The sequence below is a fragment of the Arthrobacter sp. 05N428_2 genome (genome assembly GCF_056397065.1).
This window is the reverse complement of sequence record NZ_JBFTMR010000002.1, coordinates 270,617-290,389: the sequence shown is the minus strand read 5'-3', so window position 1 is coordinate 290,389 and position 19,773 is coordinate 270,617. Positions and strand designations below refer to the sequence as shown.

Sequence of the window (19,773 nt, the reverse complement as noted above, 5' to 3'; positions counted from 1 at the left end):
TCGGAGTCGGAGATCTATCGGGAGTTAGTGGCTTAGGGGTGCCGGTGAGTTGGAGAACCGGCGCGTGTCCACGAAGAGCATCGCGATCACGCCTACGAGGGGAAGGATGGTGAGCTGCCAGAAACCGGCCCCGCCCCAGTTGTCTTTGCCGACCAGGGCTGTGAACACGTAGCCCGCAATGGAGGACGGGATGTAAAAAGAGGTGATGAATATGCCCGACGCGCGACCGATCATGTGCGGCCGAACGGAGCGCTGAAGTCCGGCATAGATTCCGACAAAGCAGAAGCCGCTGGCCACCGCTCCCTCGCAGAAAGCAAGGACGTCCTGGGCCCCTGTCCCGGTCGGTCCGTTGAAGATCAGGTAACCAACAACCGATCCGGCCAGGAGCGCCCCGATGAGGACGTAGCGCTGGTTGATTTTGTCGCTGAGGTAGCCGGCGGGGAGGCCGACCATCGCTCCCAGGCCAAACATGCTGGCCGCTGTGCCGGCGTCGGAAAGGCTGAAATGAAGGCTCGTCTGCAGGAACGTGGGGTAAAGGCCAATGAAGCCGTACATGGCCAGCCCGACAACGGCCGCGGTGATGCCAAGGAGGATAACGTTCCGGTTGAGCAGCTTCTCCGGGACATGTTCAAAGGACACGTCGCGCTGTTCATCAGCGGCGCCCTCGACTTTTTCCGTGAAGCGCTTGCTGATGAACACGCCGATAGCGATGACGAACACGAGTCCGAGGGCGCCGAAAACGTAGAACGGCACCCTCCAGCTTCCCGCAGAGACGGCGAAGCCTGCTCCCAGCAACGGCCCCAGGAACCCGCCCAGGCCATAGGCGAAGTTGAGTCCGCCAATAGCCATGGCGCGATTTGCGTAGAAGTAGGCGCCTACAGCGGAGAACAGCGCGGCGTTTTGCATCGCTTCACCGACCCCAGTGAGGGCGCGGTACGCGAACATATCGCCGAACCCGGAGGCCAGAGCGGTGAGGATGGTGAAGATCGAGTAGACACCGATCCCGAGAAGCATCACAGACTTCCGCGACAGGCGGTCCAGGAGGAATCCTGTCGGAACTCCTGCCACGCCGATCCCGAGGGTGAAGATGGTGGCCAGCAGGCCGCCTTCCGCCAACGAATACCCCAGCGAGCTTCGTATCTGGGGCAGAAGAACCGGGAAAACCTGCCGGTCCATCGCGTTGATCACATACGACAGGGCCACCACGACGAAGCTGACCAATGCGACCGACCTGGTTAGCCGAGCAGTCCCGTCCTTCTGCAAATGCCCTTGTGAAGCTTCCTGAACACCGCTCATTTTCCCACCTCATTGTTGGAACGTTACGTATGAGGTAATCTACATCTTATAAAATGTAGGATGCAAGGGTTTTCACACTGGCTTGTACGGACAAGGGAGAACGTATGGCAAAGCCGAAGATCGCGGTCGGTACCCTCGGGGGCACAATCACCATGGTTTCGAACGACAGCGGGTCAGGGATCGCGCCCTCGCTGGACGCCGTCTCGCTCCTCGCCGGGATCCCAGCTCTGCGCGAAATCGCAGAAGTCACCGCAGAAACTCTGCTTAGGGCGCCCGGCGCGTCCCTCACTTTCGACCAGTTAGCGGCAGCATTGAGCTGGGCCAGGAATATGGTCGCTCAAGGCAGCGACGGTGTCGTACTCGTTCAAGGCACGGACACCCTCGAAGAGAGCGCATATTATTTTGATCTATTTTGGGATCAGGCAGAACCACTTGTACTAACCGGGGCCATGCGTTCGCCCGAGCAGGTCGCTTCCGACGGCCCCGCTAACCTCGTCGCCGCAGTCGCTGTTGCCGGTCACCCTGGTTCGCGGGGCCGCGGAGTATTGGTAGTGATGAACGACGAGGTGCACGCCGCCACCCGGGTCAAAAAAATACGCGCCTCAGGACTGGCTGCATTCCGCTCATCCTCCTTCGGTCCTCTCGGGTGCTTTGAGGAGGGGAATGTTGTTTACGTGAACCGGGCCGACCGCCCTGAGCCTCTAACTCTCCTGCGGACCCCGATCAGCACCCGCATTGCCCTGATCGAAACACACCTGGGCGACGAAGGGCTTCTCCTGCGTACGGCTGCGGACAGCGGCTTTGACGGCATAGTGCTGGCCGGTTTCGGTGTCGGACACGTCTCCGCATCCCTTGCCGACGCCGTCAGCGAGGTGGCACGAGCACTTCCCGTTGTCCTGACCTCCCGGACCGGAACCGGGACGACATTCCAAAGTACCTACGGATTCAAGGGATCCGAAATGGACCTTCTTCAGCGCGGCGCGATACCCGGGGGCTGGCTGGACAGTCGTAAGGCCTGCGTACTCCTGACATGCTTAACCGCCGCCGGCGTGGGTGCGGATCAAATACGCACAGTATTCGCCGCCCGCGGTCAACTCCAAAGGGAGGTAGACATACTTGTCAAGTAACCTAGAGACCGGAGCCAGGTCAAACAGTGCAGGGAGGAAGACCGGAATGTTGCTCAATCCGCAGAGCGAACGTCCCGCCCGCACCCGCACGGCTCACGCGTACGTTCTCAAAACACTGCGGGAGGCCATCCTGGACGGACGCTTGGCCGGCGGCACACACTTGGTCCAGTCGGATCTGGCAACCGAGCTTGGCGTCAGCGTCACCCCCGTCCGTGAGGCACTCCGCGACCTCGCTGCCGAAGGACTCGTCGAAGTCGACCCCCACCGGGGCGCGCTCGTCAGGACCCTCGACCTCGCAGAAGTCCAAGAACTCTACGAATTGCGGATGACGCTCGAGCCGCTAATGGTGCGCCGATCGATGGCAAGCATTTCTGCGGAACAAATCGAGCGTGCCGGTTCGCTTCACCGCAAAATGCAGCTAACCGAAAACATCGGCGAATGGGTGGAACTCAATCGGCAGTTCCATGAAACATTCGCCGAGACCAAAGAAAGCCGGCTCTCAAACATCCTGGCGGGGCTGCGCGCAAGCGCCTCCTCATACGTAGGACTGTCCCTAGCTGCCAGCCCTTCAAGGATTAGCCAATCCAACGAAGAACACGCTGAACTGATCGGACTCTACAAAGCCGGCGACGTGGAACGCATCATTCAGCTGACCGTACAACACCTGCAGACGACCTTGGCCACCATCGAAGAAGCTCATCAGCAAGGGATTATCTGACCGCGATGCAACGGTTTCGCCTGGCCATTAACTCGATCACCGGAGGAACCAAAGTACGATGGCACCCCTCAAAGCATTTCTTGCGAAGGCATTCCGCGCCGCGCTCGGCGAGTCGGCTGCATGTGCCGATACCGACTACTGGTGGCTCATGCCACAAGTTACGCCTTGGCCGCCGCCTCCCGAACCGGCAACTCCGGATGAGAAAAGTTACTTAGCGCCGGAACTGCCCACGGCTGCCGCGCGCCAGGCGGACTAACCAACCGGCGCCGAGAACCGGCGAGGACATGACCTTCAGCGGGAAAGGCAGGCGTTTTGGGGGTTGTCGGGCACTCGGCAGCGCAATAGATTTAGCCTTCCACTAGAGAATGTCAGCTTCAGGGACATAGTTGAGTGCTTCTGGAATGCTGAGGCGCTGAGCCACTCGGGCGCGTATGGTGGCAACCCGCAACCGGTCTGAGATGGCTTCAAGGCGCTCCTGCCAGGGGACGCTGTCGAATATGGAGCTGAGAAAGGTTACTGCACCGAATAGCTCGAGGACCAAGAATGGCGTTTGCGGTACGGCGCCCCGAGGCTCCCCCAGGTGCTCCCACGTGTTCGGGTCCAGATACACGGCGGCAGACTCCCACATCGGGTGCGACTGCCCTGTCTCCGTGAGATAGGCGATCACAGTGTCAGGAGTGCTGTAGTTTTTCGCCTGATGCATGAACCTTTTTAGATAGTCGTTCGATTTGTCACCGCCGGCAGCGCTCTTGATCACCGCTTCGAACTCGTCGAGATCAACAGAGGACCACCCGGCGTTTTCGATATTTTTCTTTGTCAGGGTCACCCACTCGGCATGGGCGTTCTTGACCGTGTCAGCGACCTTGTCGCCATCCGCTGCCAGCCAAGAGAGCGCAACGACGTGTTCTAGGATCGTTCTTCGAACGGGCGCAGCTTCAACGGATAGGCCTGCATCCTCGAGAACCCTGACGGCTTGGACGCTGCGATGAATTCGCGAAAACCATCCAGTGGCTATGTGCCCCACTCTGCGATAACCGTCCCGGAATCGAGGCGCTCCGGCATCGGAGGTGACGATGTGAAGCAAGTCTTCCAACATTTCCCTGTACTCGCACTCGTTATCGATCATTCTCAGAGCCTAGTTCCAGGACCGGGTACACAACCTTCCGCAGGCTCGTGACGTGGTTCTGTTCTCTGGACTCGGACGAGGGGCCAAGGCCACCCGAGGACTAGGGGCAGCTCCGGTTCAGCCATTGCGTTCCGGCGAGCCGCCGCCAGCCTCACTCCGCTTCGTCGAGGTGGAATTCGACCCGGTACCTCATGAACCGGATGTTTCTCGTCATCGACAAGGCGCGCCGGATGCGAAGGTCGTCCTCCTGAGCGATGATGACGCCCTCGACGCTCTGTCCGGGTTCGAGCAGTTCGTGGTGTATGTAGCCCATGTACCGCTGGACCTGCCCGACAACGGCGTCACTTGCCCGTCCCTTTTTGAGCTCGACGACCAGGAGCCGGCTCCGGTCCTTGCTGATCGCGAGGATGTCCATAGGTCCAGTGTCGGTCAGGAACTGCTGGCCGGTCTGCTGTCCGTCGGAGAAGATGTCGTACTCCCGGCCAAGAGATGTGCTGGCCCAGTTGTGGACCAGAAACTCTTCGAGCTGCTTCTCCATCTGGAAGGCCAGCTGCTCCTGCACCTCGGACGCGATGGCCTCCACGACAGGCTGGGCTAACGGCTGGCCGGCGGCGGTCAGGGCGGCCAGCTCGGGCGCGTGAGCTGTCAGTTCCAACAACGTGCCCGGATACCTCACCGAGGTACTGAGGGCCTCGCTCAAGCCCTCCCGGCTGAACGACCCGGTCCAGTCCACGCGGCGCCGGTGCGGCAGCGGAGAACCGTGATGGTATTCGTAGCCACCGGTGACGAGACCGTAGTGGAAGCTCCTGTCCGGTTTGGGCACCACAATGAGGTCCCCTTCGGCGATGACCTGCGCTGCCCGCCAGAGGCTGTTGACCCCTTGGCTGGTGGCGATCTTGCCCGCCCCGGGGTTCGTTTCCCGGAACAGTTCCGATACCCCAGGCCGGAACTGATCCAGGCCGTCGCCCAGGTGCGGCGTCAGATCACGGTCGCCGATGAAGTCCACACCCAAATAACCGGCTTCGATCAGCTCCTGGGCGTTCGAGCCGCCCTCACCTTGGCGCACCATCCAGGCTGCCGTCATCGCATACTCCTTCGTCACGCCCGCAGGTGGGCTGCAGTTGAAGGTATCAGTTCAGTAGGGGGTCGCAGGCACGACACAACGATGCCGGTGCACAGTCCGTAGGCTAGACAGCTAACTCACCATCGCCGAGCCACGAAGTCGGTTCAACGCGCCAGACAGAAGGTCCACATCCGCCTCCGGGAACAAGCTTTCCGGCCCCGCAGGGGCAGCGTCGCTGTAGGGAGACTCGTAGAGAGCGCCGACGTCCACGACGCCGTTCTCGGTGAGTTGCTGGACGATCATGTCAACGAAGTGCAACTGGTTGGCGTTGAGGGTCTTATCCCCCACGAACTCGGACAAAGAATCCAACGCCGCCTGGCGGTCCATGCCCACCAGGGACCTGACGAATAGGCCTAGACCCTCAGCCTGTTTGGTGGCCGCTTCAAGCTCCTCGGGTGAACCGGCGCCGCTCTCAACCAGCATGCGCTGAAGTTCAGCAAGATCCGTCTCCGTCAGGGGCAGCCCGCGGCGTAGACGATGGATGGCCATGTGGTCCAGGAATCCTTGCAGGTACGTCCGGGCCTTCTCGCGGTACCGGGACAGATCTACCGACCCGGTCACGGTCCCTTTCAGCTCACCTTCCACAATCTCGCCGAGGGTGTCTTCGAAGTTCGTGTAGACCACCTTGCGACGCTTCTTCTCGATCAGGTGCACCAGCACGCGCAGCCGCACCCGGATCAGCTCAAGCCACTGTGGCGAGACCTGGCCCCATTCCTCGCCCTCCAAAATCGACTGGATCAGGAGCATTTGGGCCGCGATGGCAGGGATGTTCGGCTGATCCTGCAGGGCGGACGCAATCTCGACAATTTTCTTGCGGTAAGGCTCCACGGCCGCTGCGGAGGCCAGCGAAGCCAGCTGCGCCTGGTACATCAGCAGGTCGAAGCGCTTGGCTTCCTCCTTGTCAGCGGCGGAGGCCAGCGTTGCCAGGGGGGCCAGCTTGATCTGCAGGTCAGTTAGATCCTGCGTTCCAAGGGTGCCCCACGAAGCGGGCATTGAGAACTTCTCCACCCGTTCCAACTGCGGACGCACCAGGAAATTCTCCCGGGGCAACCCCGCTACCTGGCCCACAAGGCCGGACTGGAGCGCCGGCACGAAGTCGCCGTCGAGCCCGGCAGTGCGGGCTTCGGCCAGCAGCTGTGTCCGAACGGCGAAGCTGCGCTGCGCCAACGACTGTCCCAGGGATCCTTCGGAACCGGGCAGCTCGGCGTTGAAGTATTCAATATTCTGACAGACGTCGAAGATGAAGAAGTCCTGCTTGTCCTGACCAGGTCCGTACAGTTCCGGCCTGAGTCGGGTTCCCCGGCCCACCATCTGCCAGAACTTCGTCTTCGAGCGCACCACCTTGAAAAAGAGCAGATTGACCACTTCGGGCACGTCGATCCCGGTGTCCAGCATGTCTACGGACACGGCAATGTGTGGACTGTCCTCTTTGCGGGCGAAGGCATCGATCAGGGTGGAGACGTAGTTGACGCTGTGCGTGATGACCTTCGCGAAAGCGCCCCCGTACTGGGGGTAATTGATGTTGAACCGCTCGGCGATGAATTCGGCATGCTTCTGGTTCTTGGCGAAAACGATCGTCTTCCCGAGCCGGTCTCCGCCGGCGACCTTGTGCCCGCGGGTCATCAGCACCTCGAGTGCCTTGTCCACGGTGTTGGCGTTGAACAGCCAGGTATTCAGGATTGCCGGATCCACGGCGTCGGGGACCTCTCCGTCCTCGTCCCATTCGGCAGAGTCCCACTCCTCCTTTTCCTCCTCCGAGAGTTCGTCGTAGCGGATTCCTTCGACCGGGAACTTCAGGGGAATGGACACAGTCCGGGGCGGCACGAGGTAGCCATCGGAGATGGCCTGCGTCAGCTCGTAAGCGAACGTGGGGACGTGGTCCTCGATGTCGAACAGGGAGTAGGTGTTGCGGTCCACTTCGGACTGCGGCGTGGCGGTCAGGCCCACCAGATATGCATCAAAGTAGTCAAAGATGGCACGGTACTTCTGGTACACGGAGCGGTGGGCTTCATCGATGATGATCAGGTCGTAGTGACCGATGCCGAACCTTTGCGTCAGGACCTTCCCGTCGTCGGTCCGTTCGTTGATCAGGTTCATCATCGTCGGATAGGTGGCGATGTGAATCCGGCTGTCCGCCTCCACATCGCGGCCCAGCACCACCGGGGACGATCCGGGGAGATTGGTCTTGAAGGCGCGGGCGGCCTGGTCGACCAGGGCGACGCGGTCGGCCAGGAACAGCACGCGTTTGGCCCAGTTCGCCTGCATCAGCAGGCTGGAGAGCGCGACGACGGTACGCGTCTTGCCGGAGCCGGTCGCCATCACCAGCAGCGCATTCCGTTCCTTATCGGTTTCCAGGGCATCTGTGACGGCCCTGATAGCGGCCTGCTGGTAGCTGCGGCCCGCGATCTCCGTATTGATGGCCGCCGTGGCCAGTGTTTTACGGGTGGTGCGGCGGTCGACCATGAGCTGCAGCTGGTCCCGGGTGTGGAAGCCCTGAACAGGACGGGGCGGGTACCCTGAGGCGTCGTCCCAGATCCAGTGCTCGTAGCCGTTGCTGTAGTAAATGACCGGGCGCTGGCCCTTCTCCGTCTCTAGCGCGTCGGCGTAGAGCTTTGCCTGCTGCTGACCCTCGTACGCTGACTTGGATGACCGTTTGGCTTCGACGACGGCGAGTGGCTTGCCGTCGGATCCCCAAAGGACGTAGTCCACGAACCCGGTTCCGGTGGTGGGGCCGGCGTGGGTGGGCATGTGGTGCACTTCGAATTCGCGGTCCTCGGCCCTGTCCAGCGCCCATCCTGCTTCGCCCAAATAGAGGTCGATGTAGACCCTGGTTTCGGCTTCCGAGTAGTCGTGGCTGTCCGGGAGCTTCTTGTTTTCTTCCTTCGCCCGGGCGATCTGTGCGCGCAGTGCCTCAAGCTGGGCGTGCAGCTGCTCGTTGTCCTGCTTCTGCGCGGCCAGCGCCGCATCCTTGGCCGCCAGTTCTTCGGCGAGTTTCGCCGTCTGGTCCGCAGTGCGGGGCTTCTCGGCAGGCGCCGGTACGCCCGGCTTCGGCGTCGGGCTGAGGAATTGTCCGTTGAATGCAACAGTTGAGGCTGGGCGGTTGGCCGGATCCCGGGTGTAGCGAAGCGCCAGCCAGATGCAGACGTGGAAGAGTTCCCGGACAGTCTGCTCGGAATGCTGGACAGTGATGGCGGCGTTGGTGTGAATGGCGCTGTTCGCGACCTTGCGGATGAGGTGGAACTTACTGATGATCGTCTCGCCCACTAGCCGCTTGAATGTCGGTTCCGACATCAGGCCGTTGAGATCGCTCTTGTAAGGCAACGTCAGCGAGTCGTCGGCGTCGTACAGCCAGGCCAGCAGCGCTTCGACGGACCGCCGCGCGTAGAGCAGCGAAGACCGCGGGTCCCTCCGCGCATACAGCTCGGCCAGCCGCGATTCTTTTGCGATACCGGGCCACTCCGCCTGCAGTACAGCGAAGTTGCTGCTCACATCCCCCAATGCCACTCCTTTGTTGATCTTCTCTTCGGAGCCTAGACGGTGATGCCCGGCATACCGCCGGACCACACCGGCTTCAGGCCAAACCCGCGGCGATGCGAGATTAGTTCCATGGGCTGCGGCTATTCAAAGAAGTCCTCGTCGAGTTCGACAATGTCGTAGCTTTGCTTCACCTGAACTCCCACCCGGTACTTGATCATCAGCCCAACAAGCCGGGCACCGTCAATCAGAATGACCCGAGACGGAACGGCCTTCACGTAGTCCCGTGCCCCGGAGGTGAAGGCGCTCGTCGTGATGAAAACGCCGCGGGAGGCGCCGACGCCGTGCAGTGCGCCGACGAAGGCTTGAATGGCTTCCCGGCCAACCGTGTTGCCATTGGCGTACCGCTTGGCCTGCACGTAAATGCGGTCCAGACCCAGCGCGTCCTGGTCGATGACCCCGTCGACACCGCCGTCATTGCTGCCACCGATACGCTTTCCCCGCTGCTCGGCTCCGCCGTAGCCCATCTTGAGGAGTAGATCGACAACCGCCTGCTCAAAGAAGTCGGGGTGATTCTCCCGGAGACGTGTCAGGAGTGCGTCGCCGACGTCGGAGTGGATGCGGTTGATCCCGGATTCGATCTGTTCGATCGGGTCAACATCCTCCACGAGTGTCTCATCGACGACGGACGGCATCGGTTTCCGGGCATCCGATTGCGGCCAGTAGGGTGCAAACAGCATCCGCGCGGTGGAAAAGTCACTGATCCCTTCCGGGTGGCTGGAATACCACTCCCGCCCCGCTTCGGTGATGCGGTAGTTAGCCCGGACCGGCCGCTCGATCCATCCGGCTTTCAGGAGGTTGCTGATAGCCCAGCCGAGACGCTGTTCGGATCGGAGGCCCCCGGTGTTCAGCGTCTCCGAACGCGCTGCTGCCGAGAGTCCCGCGGAATCAATGGCGCGGCTAACGATGTCTCGGCGGTGCAGCGTATCGCCGGCGGACAGCACCCGAAGCACGTGAGCCACAAAGAGCGGCCAAATCGGCACTTCCGAGTCCGTGGTCAAAGACGTCGTCTCGCTCATCAAAGCTCCCCCCGAAAGGCGCGGTGTTGGAGGGAGACGAACAGGGCCTCGAGTTTGGCAAGTTGGGCGCGATGCCGATCCTTCAGACGTTCAACAGTGGCAACCCTATCCTCGAATATTCTTTGATCGGCAAGGTTCGCTTGAGGAATCGCAAAGCGGCGAATTTGTTCAAAATTTAGTCCCGGTTTGGTCTGCCCGTACTGGGCAGCGCGGATCAGCTGTTGTCCACCGTTCGGAAGATTAAGGAAGTGCGACAGGAATATTGGTGACAACAGGTCCGTGTCTGGGCGAAGGATTGCGACGTGCTGGCTGACGTACGCACCGATGTGGCCCGGAGCAATTGCGGCTGCCCGCCCAATGAGAGAGCCTGTTATCGTGAGCAAGACGTCGCCCTGCTTCAGTCTCGTTCGTCTGGCCTCCGCATTTTCCGGCGGGACCACGAAAGCCTCAGATTCCCTGCCGATAAAGTTCGATTGGACATCCAAAGACCGGATGAATCTTGAGCCGGAGTTCGAGTAGTACTTCGCCCACCCCCTACCTCCACTAGTGACGAAACTTAGGCAGTCCCCTAGCACCATATGGGGATTCGACCCTGGGTGAAACATTGTCTGGAAGATGGATTGGGTAAGGACGTCGAGGTGGGCGAGAGCCTGGCGGCGTTTGGTACGGAGCTCGTCGGCCTTGTCCAGGATGGCCGCAATCCGTCGCTGCTCATCGACGGGCGGGAGGGGAACAACCATTTCCCCCAAAGCAGTAGGACTGAGCCGCGGCAGGTTTGCACCTGTGGTCAACGAGTTGGCCAGCTGTACCTCGTTCGGTTGGCGAAGGAAATGAACTAGGAATCGCCGGTCCAACTTCGAGCCGGGCAGTACCGGCACAATGTCAGTACTACAGATTCCGTCGAACTCCGGAAGTGCGATCTTCGCCAAGTAGGGCCGCAGCTTCCCATATAGAACGTGTTCTCTCGTGAACACGAACTTGGAGCTGGCCAGCTCACCGTTGGTGACAGTACCCACGTTAATAAGCCGACCGCCCGATTCAATGTTTTCAAGGCCCACGTACTTCGAACCCGTCTCAATTTTTTCCGGGGCGATGGATTTTCGATCGATTCTCGCGACTTCACGGAGCGACGCCGTCTCAACCACGGACTAGCGCTTTCAGCTCGACCAGACCCTGAGCGATCTCTGATTCAAGAGCCTCCAGCTCCGCAATGATCTCGGCCGGTTCCTTGTGGTCGATCTCTTCTTGCTCAACTTCCTTGTACCTGTTCAGGGACAGGTCGTAGCCGTTGTCGGCGATCTCAGCTTTGGGGACGAGAAAGGACTTTTCGGTGCGCGCCCGATCGATCTCCGTCGTCGCTCGCTGCTGCCAGCGGGCCAAGACGTCGTCAAGGTCTGAAGTTTCCAGCGGCGTGCGCTTGTCGTCGAGACTGAAGCCGTCCGCGGTCACGTCGTAGAACCAGACGTTGTCGGTGCCGCCGGAGTTCGTCTTAGTGAAAAACAGGATCGCGGTGGAGACCCCGGCGTAGGGTTTGAAGACGCCGGAGGGGAGCTTTACCACGCCGTCGAGCTTGTGGTCCTCGACGAGGATCTTCCGCAGCGCCTTGTGTGCCGTGGACGAGCCGAACATTACGCCGTCCGGCACGATCACTGCGGCCCTGCCTCCGGGCTTGAGCAGCCGGAGGAACAGGGCCAAGAAGAGCAACTCGGTCTTTTTGGTCTTGACCAGGGAGAGTAGGTCTTTGGCGACGTTTTCGTAGTCCAGACTGCCTGCGAAGGGCGGGTTGGCGAGGATGATGTCGTATTTTTCCTCTTCGGAGCCGTGCAGGTCGGCGAGGGAGTCCCGATAGGTGATGTCCGGGTCTTCGACCCCGTGGAGGAGCATGTTCATGGACCCGATGCGCAGCATGGTGCTGTCGAAGTCGTACCCGTGGAACTGGCTGTGGTGGAAGAACCGACTCGGCTCCGGAGTGGTCAGTAGGTTCGGGTTCTGCTGCCGAAGGTATTCACCTGCTTGAACCAGGAATCCGGCGGTGCCGGCGGCAGGGTCGCAGATGGCCTCCAGGGGCTGGGGTGCTGTCATCCTAACCATCAGGTCGATGATGTGGCGGGGCGTGCGGAACTGGCCATTAGTGCCCGCGGAGGCGATCTTGCCGAGCATGTATTCGTAAAGGTCGCCCTTGGTGTCGCGCTCGTCCATGGGGATTTCATCGATGATGTCGACGACTTTTTCCAGCAGCCCCGCATTGGGGATGGTGAAACGGGCGTCCCTCATGTGTTGGGCGTAGGAAGACTCCTCGCCGTTGGCAAGCTGGACCAGCCCAGTGCGCAAGAACGGAAAGATGTGATCGGCGAAGACGGTATACATCTCGTCGCGGGAGAAGTTCTTGAACTTACTCCAGCGGAAGTCCTGGTACGAGCGGCCCTTCTCATCCAACCCGCTGGGGAAGACAGGGTTTTCGACTGGTTTACCGGTGCGGTTGGCCTTGTTCTCCGCCCGGGTTTGGTTCTCATCCAAGCGCTTCAGGAAGAGCAGATAGGTGATCTGTTCGATCACCTCCAGAGGGTTGGAGATGCCGCCGGTCCAGAACGCGTTCCAGACCTTGTCTACCTGAGATTTGATTTCGCCTGTTATCACCGTTCGAGTTTAGTCGGCCCGTGGCCAAGCGCGAGGCAACCAAGACAGAAGCAAATTTGAGCGATCCTTGTCGTCCCTGCGGCGCACACAGCCAGACTTGCGCGGCGCTTGGCGGTGCCACTCCTCCTCCGTCGGACTTCGACCCGTAATGGCCACAATAAATTCGTGCCAGCTAAGGCATTAGCGCTTCATGCGGCCGAAGCACTACGTGTCCCGTCATCAGGCGCCCCAGGCTAGTTCTTGGGTGTGGCGAGCTTGGACATAGCCAAAGACCTAATTCGTCGCACCTTCGTCGAGTTCTTGAAGAGACTCGCAAGATAGCCGTCGTATTCCGCTTCGGCCACTTCAACCATTGCTTGATAGCAGGCTCCGGTGAGTGCGTCCAACGTCGAAGCATCAGGTGACCAAGTCGATGAGGAGTCGTCCAGAGATGAGCCCTCTAGCCGAGAAAAAACAAGATGTGCAATGACTCGGTTGCCGTGGATTGCATATCCTTTAGCGCGGCTGTCGGTCCAAGCCCTCTTAGGGCTACCGAGATATTCATCCACGTGGCGGAGAACCCGAACACGACGCCAGATCGAAGTTGAAGTAGTCTCGGCATTGAAAAGGGCCTTGTAGGGGGCCTTGGACGTGTCGGCGTACAACCTGGAAATCTCCCGTTTCGCCTGTGTTGCCAGGTCCACGTCGGACGCAGAGCAGGCTAGAGCCACCACCGCTTCGTCAAATGTGCAACCGTCCGTCGGATTCGGGTCTGATTCGCCGCTCCGAACGGCATACACGAGACGTTCAACAGCGAATTCGTTGCGCAGCCGTTCCTGTTCTGGATCCAGGCCGACGAAGTCGCGACCACCGATCCTGTTCTGTGTGTTGGTGGCTCGCGTGACCCGTGTGCCGAAATTGTCGGATGCGTCGTCCAGGGAGATGAATCGAACAGTTACGCGCACTGACTCCAGTGCTTGTGCCGATGCCGTGTTCCCCAGTTGAGCGAGAGCGCCAACTGTTTGGGCACCGTTGACAACCGATGCTCCCTTGATGCTGAACGTCCCCACGCGACGATCGGTGCCGCCCGCGACGTGCTTCTCAAAAGATTTGCAGAGCACGGTGATGCCGTTATTTAGATACCAGAACTCGTCCGGTGTCTTGACTGCAGTTTCCTTAATCCCCTTGTTAACCTCGGAATCGCCGAGGAAGACGCGGACATTCTTGGCCAAGAGTTGCTCTCCGTTGTCGTTCAACCACGCAGCAACATCGGATCCCTGTGTATGGCCATAAATCGCCTTTGGCGGTCCATCCAAGCTGCCCCAATCGGACAAAGTCACCGTCCGATCGATGTCGTGAGCTTGGCGCTCATCGATCAGCAGTTGATGGATGAGCGTCTGATCGAGGTAGCTGAAACTAAAAGAGTCACCGACGGAGTCGTTCTGGTCCGCTACGAAGTCGGTCATCGTCCGGGCTACCACGTCGGCCAACTCGCCAGAGCCCATGTGGGCAAAGACGATCTCGATCTTAACTTCGGGATTGAGAAGTAGAAGGGTTTCCAACTCTGCGGCGCGACTCTTGACCTTTGGACCAAATTTGTCCCACCGCATGGTTACCAGATCATTGATGCCTTCGCGGAACTTGATCATCTCTGCGAGCTCAGCGCTTCCCCTGCTGTTCTCGGACCACTTCGACTGGACAACGATTAGCCGATCGGTGTCGGGCAGGATTGCCAGCCCATCTATTCCGTTATCTCCCGATTCATCGACGACACTCGCTGCCGCCTCCTGAAGAGACAAGTCGGAACGCTTGTGCACAACGAAGGCTGTGAGTGCCCGAGTCAGCGACATCGTCGATTTTTGTTGCGGACCGTGGGCGCTAAGGTCGGAAAGGTCGAGATGAGGCACGATACTGTCTTCCAGCCTGCGTCTCACTTGTTGAATTTGCAGCGTCCCCATGGCTTTGCCTTTCCTATTCTTTCGTTGCGCTCAATTTCCGATTCTCAGCCGCCAAGAAGTTAGCTGATTGAACGGCGCCGCACGCGTATGCGTGCGGCGCCGTTCAAGAATCTTCTCCGCAAGTCAGGTTTGGTCTGTCTACCGTCAACTCGTTCAGTCTTCGCCAGGTTTCCAGGTGCGTTCGTTTCGCTAACTAGCGCTCCAACGCCAACTAGCCCCCGGCCCCGCCGTTTGCCAATTAGCTTGTCACGGATGCCATGTCACTTGTCACTGGCCAACTAACTTGTCACTTGTGCCAACTATCTTGGCAACTCACATTGATCCACAGTCCGAAGATGCCCCACCCCGTGGAGGAGGAGAGGAACTAGAAGTCCCAGTCGTCATCCTCAGTATTAACAGCCTTGCCAATCACATAAGACGATCCCGACCCCGAGAAGAAGTCGTGGTTCTCGTCCGCATTCGGCGACAGGGCCGACAGGATCGCGGGGTTCACGTCGGTGACGGAGGCCGGGAACATGGCCTCGTAGCCCAGGTTCATCAGCGCCTTGTTGGCGTTGTAGTGCAGGAACTTCTTGACATCCTCGGCCAGACCGACGGAGTCGTACAGGTCGTGCGTGTACTGGACTTCGTTTTCGTACAGCTCGAAGAGCAGCTCGAACGTGTAGTCCTTGATTTCCTGCTTGCGCTCCTCGGACAGGCCTTCCAGGCCCTTCTGGAACTTGTATCCGATGTAGTAGCCGTGCACGGCCTCGTCGCGGATGATGAGGCGGATCAGGTCGGCCGTGTTCGTCAGCTTGGCCCGCGAGGACCAGTACATCGGCAGGTAGAAGCCCGAGTAGAACAGGAAACTCTCCAGCAGCGTCGACGCCACCTTGCGCTTCAGGGGATCGTCGCCCTGGTAGTAGTCCATGACGATCTGGGCCTTCTTCTGAAGGTTCTCGTTCTCGGTGGACCAGCGGAACGCCTCGTCGATCTCCTTGGTCGAGGCCAGCGTGGAGAAGATGGAGGAGTAGCTCTTGGCGTGCACGGATTCCATGAAGGCGATGTTCGTGTACACCGCTTCTTCGTGCGGGGTCAGCGCATCCGGGATCAGCGATACGGCGCCTACGGTGCCCTGGATGGTGTCCAGCAGGGTCAGGCCGGTGAACACGCGCATGGTGAGCTGCTGCTCGTCCGGGGTCAGCGTGGCCCACGACTGTACGTCGTTGGACAGCGGAATCTTCTCCGGCAGCCAGAAGTTGTTGACCAGGCGGTTCCAGACATCAACGTCCTTCTCGTCCTGGATCCGGTTCCAGTTAATCGCCTCAACATGGGTGAGAAGCTTTACTTTTTCTGTCATGACTCCGACTCGCTTTCTGAAGAGAGACTTGGTTTGGCCGAGTCTTCGACGCAGTACTTGCAGTCGGCTTTCTCGATGCCTTTGTTGGTGTGATGCCTGGTGTGGGCGCTGCGTTGGCTTGCCGGCTTCGGTACGCCCTTGCGGACCGCTGACATTTTCGCACGGGTTTCGGCGCTGGCCTTCTTCCCGAAGTTGGGGTTGCCGGCACCCTTCCTGGCTTCCGAAAGAGCCGCACGTGATTCCTCGCTCATGACGCGGCCATAGCTGGGATGTTCAGGGCCGAACTTGCCGTAGTTGGGATTGTCAGGGCCAGTGATCGTGCCCTTGCGCTCACGTGACCATTTTTCGCGCTGCTCAGGACTGTGGTTCTTCCCATAGAAAGAGGCTCCCGACCCGGAAATCCGGGCAATCTTGCGGCCCGTGGAACGAACGCGGGCCGCTTCCCTCATGGCCTCCGTCCACACCACCCCAGTGGGGCCGAGCCCTCCCTCGGAGAGGTTCAGGAGACGGTCCCCCTCGCGGCGAAGGTAGCTGATCCAGTCCATCTCGGCCTGGCCTTCAATCCAATCAAGCTCATCGGCGATGAGATCAGCTGGATCATGCTTGCGAACCCAATCGTAAAACGGCGTCTTGCGCCCCTCCGCAGCCACACGAAGATGCTGATGGAAACGACGACTGGCCGTCTTGGTGGTGATACCGACATAGCGGTACTCGACCTCGCGCCGAAGCCGGATGCCGTAGACCAACCCGCCTGTCGCCGTCGTCGTTTCCATCATTTCATCCCCTAAACGAAATCAACCGAAATAGGTTTCATAGTGCACAACTGACGCAGCCCTCCACCTCCGTCCCTTCCAGCGCGAGCTGGCGGAGACGGATGTAGTAGATGGTCTTGATGCCCTTCTTCCAGGCGTAGATCTGGGCCTTGTTGATGTCGCGCGTGGTGGCCGTGTCCTTGAAGAATAGCGTCAGGGACAGGCCCTGGTCCACGTGCTGCGTGGCCGCGGCGTAGGTGTCGATGACCTTCTCGTAGCCGATCTCGTACGCATCCTGGTAGTACTCCAGGTTGTCGTTCGTCAGGTACGGCGCCGGGTAGTACACGCGGCCCAGCTTGCCTTCCTTGCGGATCTCGATCTTGGACGCCACCGGGTGGATCGAGGAGGTGGAGTTGTTGATGTAGGAGATCGACCCGGTCGGCGGGACGGCCTGCAGGTTCTGGTTGTAGATGCCGTGCTCCATGACGGAAGCCTTCAGCTCGCGCCAGTCATCCTGGGTGGGGATGTGGATGTGCGCGAACAGCTCGGCAACCTTCGCCGTCTGCGGCACCCACTCCTGGTTCGTGTACTTGTCGAAGAACTCGCCGGAGGCGTACTTGGACTTCTCGAAGCCGCCGAAGGTCTGGCCCGTCTGGATGGCCAGCTGGTTGGAGGCGCGGACCGCGTGGAAAACCACCGAGTAGAAGTAGATGTTGGTGAAGTCGATGCCCTCTTCGGAACCGTAGTGGACCCGCTCGCGGGCCAGGTAGCCGTGCAGGTTCATCTGGCCCAGGCCGATCGCGTGGCTCTGGTCATTACCGCGGGCGATCGAGGGCACGGAGGTGATGTTGGACATGTCCGAGACGGCCGAGAGCGCGCGGATGGCGGTCTCGATGGTCAAGCCGAAGTCCGGCGAGTCCATGGCCTTGGCGATGTTCATCGACCCCAGGTTGCAGGAGATGTCCTTGCCGGTCTGGTCGTAGGACAGGTCGTCGTGGTAGGTCGTGGGCTGGCTGACCTGGAGGATCTCCGAGCACAGGTTGGACATGATGATCTTGCCGTCGATCGGGTTTTCCCGGTTCACGGTGTCCTCGAACATGATATACGGGTAGCCGGATTCGAACTGGATCTCGGCGAGCGTCTGGAAGAACTCGCGGGCCTTGATCTTGGTCTTCTTGATCCGGGAATCGTCCACCATCTCGTAGTACTTCTCGGTGACCGAGACGTCGGAGAACGGCATGCCGTAGACCTTTTCGACGTCGTACGGCGAGAACAGATACATGTCCTCGTCCTTCTTGGCCAGCTCGAAGGTGATGTCCGGGATCACGACGCCGAGCGAAAGGGTCTTGATGCGGATCTTCTCGTCCGCGTTCTCGCGCTTGGTGTCAAGGAAGCGGTAGATGTCCGGGTGGTGCGCGTGCAGGTACACCGCTCCCGCACCCTGGCGGGCGCCGAGCTGGTTGGCGTAGGAGAAGCTGTCCTCGAGGAGCTTCATCACGGGAATGACGCCGGAGGACTGGTTCTCGATCTGCTTGATCGGGGCGCCGACCTCGCGGATGTTGGTCAGCGCAAAGGCCACGCCGCCGCCGCGCTTGGAGAGCTGCAGCGCGGAGTTGATGGAGCGTCCGATCGACTCCATGTTGTCTTCGATCCGGAGCAGGAAGCAGGAGACCAGCTCGCCGCGCTGCTTCTTGCCGGCGTTCAGGAACGTGGGCGTGGCCGGCTGGAAGCGGCCTTCGATGATCTCGTCCACCATCTGGGTGGCGAGCTGCTCGTCGCCGCGGGCCAGGTGCAGGGCCACCATGCAGACGCGGTCCTCGTAGCGCTCCAGGAAGCGCTTGCCGTCGAACGTCTTCAGCGTGTACGAGGTGTAGAACTTGAAGGCGCCCAGGAAGGTCTCGAAGCGGAACTTCTTCTTGTACGCGCGGTTGTAGAGCTCGCGGATGAAGTTCATCGTGTACTGGTCGAGGGTTTCCCGCTCGTAGTACTCGTTCTTGACGAGGTAGTCGAGCTTTTCCTCGAGGTCATGGAAGAACACCGTGTTGTTGTTCACGTGCTGTAGGAAGTACTGGTGCGCAGCCTCCCTGTCGGCTTCGAACTGGATCTCGCCGTTGGGGCCGTAGAGGTTCAGCATGGCGTTCAGCTCGTGGTAGCCCAGGCCCTGGTAGGCCGCCGGCATGGCCGGCTTCTCGCCCGGGACGGTGTGGTGCTCGACGGCGTGCGAGGCGGCTGTGTTGCCAGCGGCGCCGGTCCCCGCTACTGCGGTGTCTGCGACAGTCGTGTCCAAAATTCTTCCAATCCTTGTTGTACTCGGCTGACGTCTTCCGGCGTCCCCATGAGTTCGAAACGATATAGGTGCGGGACCTGGCATTTGGCGGCGACGATGTCGCCGGCCATGCAGTAGTTGTCCCCAAAGTTCGTGTTGCCCGCTCCGATCACTCCACGGAGCTGTTGCCGGTTCCTCGGGTCGTTCAGGAAGCGGATGACCTGCTTCGGAACGGATCCCTCTCCCCCGGTCCCCCCGTACGTGGGAAGGACCAGCACGAACGGCTCGGTCGCCAGGAGTGCCGGTTCCCTCGCAAGGAGTGGGATCCGGGCGGCGTCGATGCCCAGCTTCGTCACGAAGCGTTTGGTGTTCTCGGAAGTGGAGGAAAAGTAGATGAGGTGGCTGGCCGTGGTCCGGACTGAGTCCCGGGATCCTGCAACCGGCGGCGTGCCGGCTGTTGCCAGTGCCATGGGATTCACCTCATCCGACGTGTTGGTGCCGTGTGCTGGCTTTCAGGCGACCGCGACGGCGGCGGCCTGAGCCAGTTCTTCTATCTTGTCCGGGCGGAACCCGGACCAGTGGTCCTGGTCGGTGACGACGACCGGGGCCTGCATGTAGCCCAGGGACTTGAGGCGTTCGAGGGCTTCGGCATCCTGCGAGATGTCGACGCTCTGGTAGGCGATGCCCTTCTTGTCGAGAGCGCGGTAGGTGGCGTTGCACTGCACGCAAGCCGGCTTCGTGTAAACCGTAACGGTCATGTCCTGAGTCCCCTTAGTTAAGTCTGTGGTTCGTGTCCGGTGGGGCCGACTCGGAACAGGAATCCTAATCCGTTATTGGCCTCGACCTGCGGTCTGCAACCGCTGTGCTCGAACTGTATGTCGATACTACATGTAGTGCAA

At 60.3% G+C, this 19,773-nt stretch carries 15 protein-coding genes; 2 read left to right on the top strand and 13 right to left on the bottom strand.

Going from position 1 to position 19,773, the window contains the following annotated elements; all coding sequences use genetic code 11:
* Window positions 1–24: 24 nt before the first annotated feature.
* Window positions 25–1,296, bottom strand: coding sequence for an MFS transporter (locus tag AC1DGI_RS03050; protein WP_476897709.1), 1,272 nt, complete (start codon window positions 1,294–1,296; stop codon window positions 25–27).
* A 104-nt stretch (window positions 1,297–1,400) separates the two neighbouring features.
* On the opposite strand from AC1DGI_RS03050, the gene AC1DGI_RS03045 reads away from it, so the two are divergent.
* Together AC1DGI_RS03045 and AC1DGI_RS03040 are read left to right on the top strand one after the other, a co-directional pair.
* Window positions 1,401–2,423 carry an asparaginase gene (locus tag AC1DGI_RS03045; protein WP_476897708.1) on the top strand — a complete coding sequence of 341 codons (1,023 nt, stop codon included), beginning with the start codon at window positions 1,401–1,403 and terminating at the stop codon, window positions 2,421–2,423.
* Between the two features lie 46 nt (window positions 2,424–2,469).
* Window positions 2,470–3,141, top strand: coding sequence for a GntR family transcriptional regulator (locus AC1DGI_RS03040; protein ID WP_476897707.1), 672 nt, complete (start codon window positions 2,470–2,472; stop codon window positions 3,139–3,141).
* A 358-nt stretch (window positions 3,142–3,499) separates the two neighbouring features.
* Here the strand turns inward: AC1DGI_RS03040 and AC1DGI_RS03035 are convergent, their stop codons facing one another.
* The 12 genes from AC1DGI_RS03035 to nrdH all read right to left on the bottom strand — a co-directional run bounded on the left by AC1DGI_RS03035 (window position 3,500) and on the right by nrdH (window position 19,632).
* Window positions 3,500–4,267, bottom strand: coding sequence for a DUF5677 domain-containing protein (locus AC1DGI_RS03035; protein WP_476897706.1), 768 nt, complete (start codon window positions 4,265–4,267; stop codon window positions 3,500–3,502).
* A gap of 151 nt (window positions 4,268–4,418) precedes the next feature.
* The gene (locus AC1DGI_RS03030; RefSeq protein WP_476897705.1) at window positions 4,419–5,351 is read right to left on the bottom strand and encodes an endonuclease NucS domain-containing protein; all 933 of its coding nucleotides are present in this window, start codon (window positions 5,349–5,351) and stop codon (window positions 4,419–4,421) included.
* Window positions 5,352–5,462: 111 nt separating this feature from the next.
* Window positions 5,463–8,879 carry a DEAD/DEAH box helicase family protein gene (locus AC1DGI_RS03025; protein ID WP_476897704.1) on the bottom strand — a complete coding sequence of 1,139 codons (3,417 nt, stop codon included), beginning with the start codon at window positions 8,877–8,879 and terminating at the stop codon, window positions 5,463–5,465.
* A 128-nt stretch (window positions 8,880–9,007) separates the two neighbouring features.
* On the bottom strand, window positions 9,008–9,943 hold the full coding sequence (locus AC1DGI_RS03020; RefSeq protein WP_476897703.1) for a restriction endonuclease: 936 nt from the start codon (window positions 9,941–9,943) through the stop codon (window positions 9,008–9,010).
* The gene (locus AC1DGI_RS03015) at window positions 9,943–11,088 is read right to left on the bottom strand and encodes a restriction endonuclease subunit S (RefSeq protein ID WP_476897702.1); all 1,146 of its coding nucleotides are present in this window, start codon (window positions 11,086–11,088) and stop codon (window positions 9,943–9,945) included. The genes AC1DGI_RS03020 and AC1DGI_RS03015 overlap by 1 nt, the downstream gene beginning before the upstream one ends.
* Window positions 11,081–12,580 (bottom strand): type I restriction-modification system subunit M, encoded by a 1,500-nt coding sequence (locus AC1DGI_RS03010; RefSeq protein ID WP_476897701.1) that lies wholly within the window; start codon window positions 12,578–12,580, stop codon window positions 11,081–11,083. Before AC1DGI_RS03010 ends, AC1DGI_RS03015 begins: the two co-directional genes overlap by 8 nt.
* Before the next feature lie 233 nt (window positions 12,581–12,813).
* The gene (locus tag AC1DGI_RS03005; RefSeq protein ID WP_476897700.1) at window positions 12,814–14,517 is read right to left on the bottom strand and encodes an AIPR family protein; all 1,704 of its coding nucleotides are present in this window, start codon (window positions 14,515–14,517) and stop codon (window positions 12,814–12,816) included.
* Window positions 14,518–14,881: 364 nt separating this feature from the next.
* Window positions 14,882–15,856, bottom strand: a complete 975-nt coding sequence (nrdF, locus tag AC1DGI_RS03000) for a class 1b ribonucleoside-diphosphate reductase subunit beta (protein WP_476897699.1) — start codon at window positions 15,854–15,856, stop codon at window positions 14,882–14,884.
* Window positions 15,853–16,632, bottom strand: a complete 780-nt coding sequence (locus AC1DGI_RS02995) for an NUMOD3 domain-containing DNA-binding protein (protein WP_476897698.1) — start codon at window positions 16,630–16,632, stop codon at window positions 15,853–15,855. The genes nrdF and AC1DGI_RS02995 overlap by 4 nt, the downstream gene beginning before the upstream one ends.
* Window positions 16,633–16,666: 34 nt before the next feature.
* Window positions 16,667–18,787: a class 1b ribonucleoside-diphosphate reductase subunit alpha gene (gene nrdE / locus AC1DGI_RS02990; RefSeq protein ID WP_476897767.1), complete on the bottom strand. Its 2,121-nt coding sequence runs from the start codon at window positions 18,785–18,787 to the stop codon at window positions 16,667–16,669.
* 77 nt (window positions 18,788–18,864) lie between these two features.
* A complete protein-coding gene (nrdI, locus tag AC1DGI_RS02985; protein ID WP_476897697.1) occupies window positions 18,865–19,344 on the bottom strand; it encodes a class Ib ribonucleoside-diphosphate reductase assembly flavoprotein NrdI in 480 nt (159 codons plus the stop codon).
* Between the two features lie 42 nt (window positions 19,345–19,386).
* Window positions 19,387–19,632 (bottom strand): glutaredoxin-like protein NrdH, encoded by a 246-nt coding sequence (nrdH, locus tag AC1DGI_RS02980; protein ID WP_018773329.1) that lies wholly within the window; start codon window positions 19,630–19,632, stop codon window positions 19,387–19,389.
* Window positions 19,633–19,773 lie beyond the last annotated feature (141 nt).

Bases quoted from the DNA above. Each gene is read 5' to 3' on its own strand.
- AC1DGI_RS03030 (WP_476897705.1), bottom strand. From the start codon at position 5,351: ATGACGGCAGCCTGGATGGTGCGCCAAGGTGAGGGCGGCTCGAACGCC.
- nrdH (WP_018773329.1), bottom strand. From the start codon at position 19,632: ATGACCGTTACGGTTTACACGAAGCCGGCTTGCGTGCAGTGCAACGCC.
- AC1DGI_RS03035 (WP_476897706.1), bottom strand. From the start codon at position 4,267: ATGATCGATAACGAGTGCGAGTACAGGGAAATGTTGGAAGACTTGCTT.
- nrdI (WP_476897697.1), bottom strand. From the start codon at position 19,344: ATGGCACTGGCAACAGCCGGCACGCCGCCGGTTGCAGGATCCCGGGAC.
- AC1DGI_RS03020 (WP_476897703.1), bottom strand. From the start codon at position 9,943: ATGAGCGAGACGACGTCTTTGACCACGGACTCGGAAGTGCCGATTTGG.
- AC1DGI_RS03050 (WP_476897709.1), bottom strand. From the start codon at position 1,296: ATGAGCGGTGTTCAGGAAGCTTCACAAGGGCATTTGCAGAAGGACGGG.
- AC1DGI_RS03005 (WP_476897700.1), bottom strand. From the start codon at position 14,517: ATGGGGACGCTGCAAATTCAACAAGTGAGACGCAGGCTGGAAGACAGT.
- nrdE (WP_476897767.1), bottom strand. From the start codon at position 18,787: ATGCCGGCGGCCTACCAGGGCCTGGGCTACCACGAGCTGAACGCCATG.
- nrdF (WP_476897699.1), bottom strand. From the start codon at position 15,856: ATGACAGAAAAAGTAAAGCTTCTCACCCATGTTGAGGCGATTAACTGG.
- AC1DGI_RS03040 (WP_476897707.1), top strand. From the start codon at position 2,470: ATGTTGCTCAATCCGCAGAGCGAACGTCCCGCCCGCACCCGCACGGCT.
- AC1DGI_RS03045 (WP_476897708.1), top strand. From the start codon at position 1,401: ATGGCAAAGCCGAAGATCGCGGTCGGTACCCTCGGGGGCACAATCACC.
- AC1DGI_RS02995 (WP_476897698.1), bottom strand. From the start codon at position 16,632: ATGATGGAAACGACGACGGCGACAGGCGGGTTGGTCTACGGCATCCGG.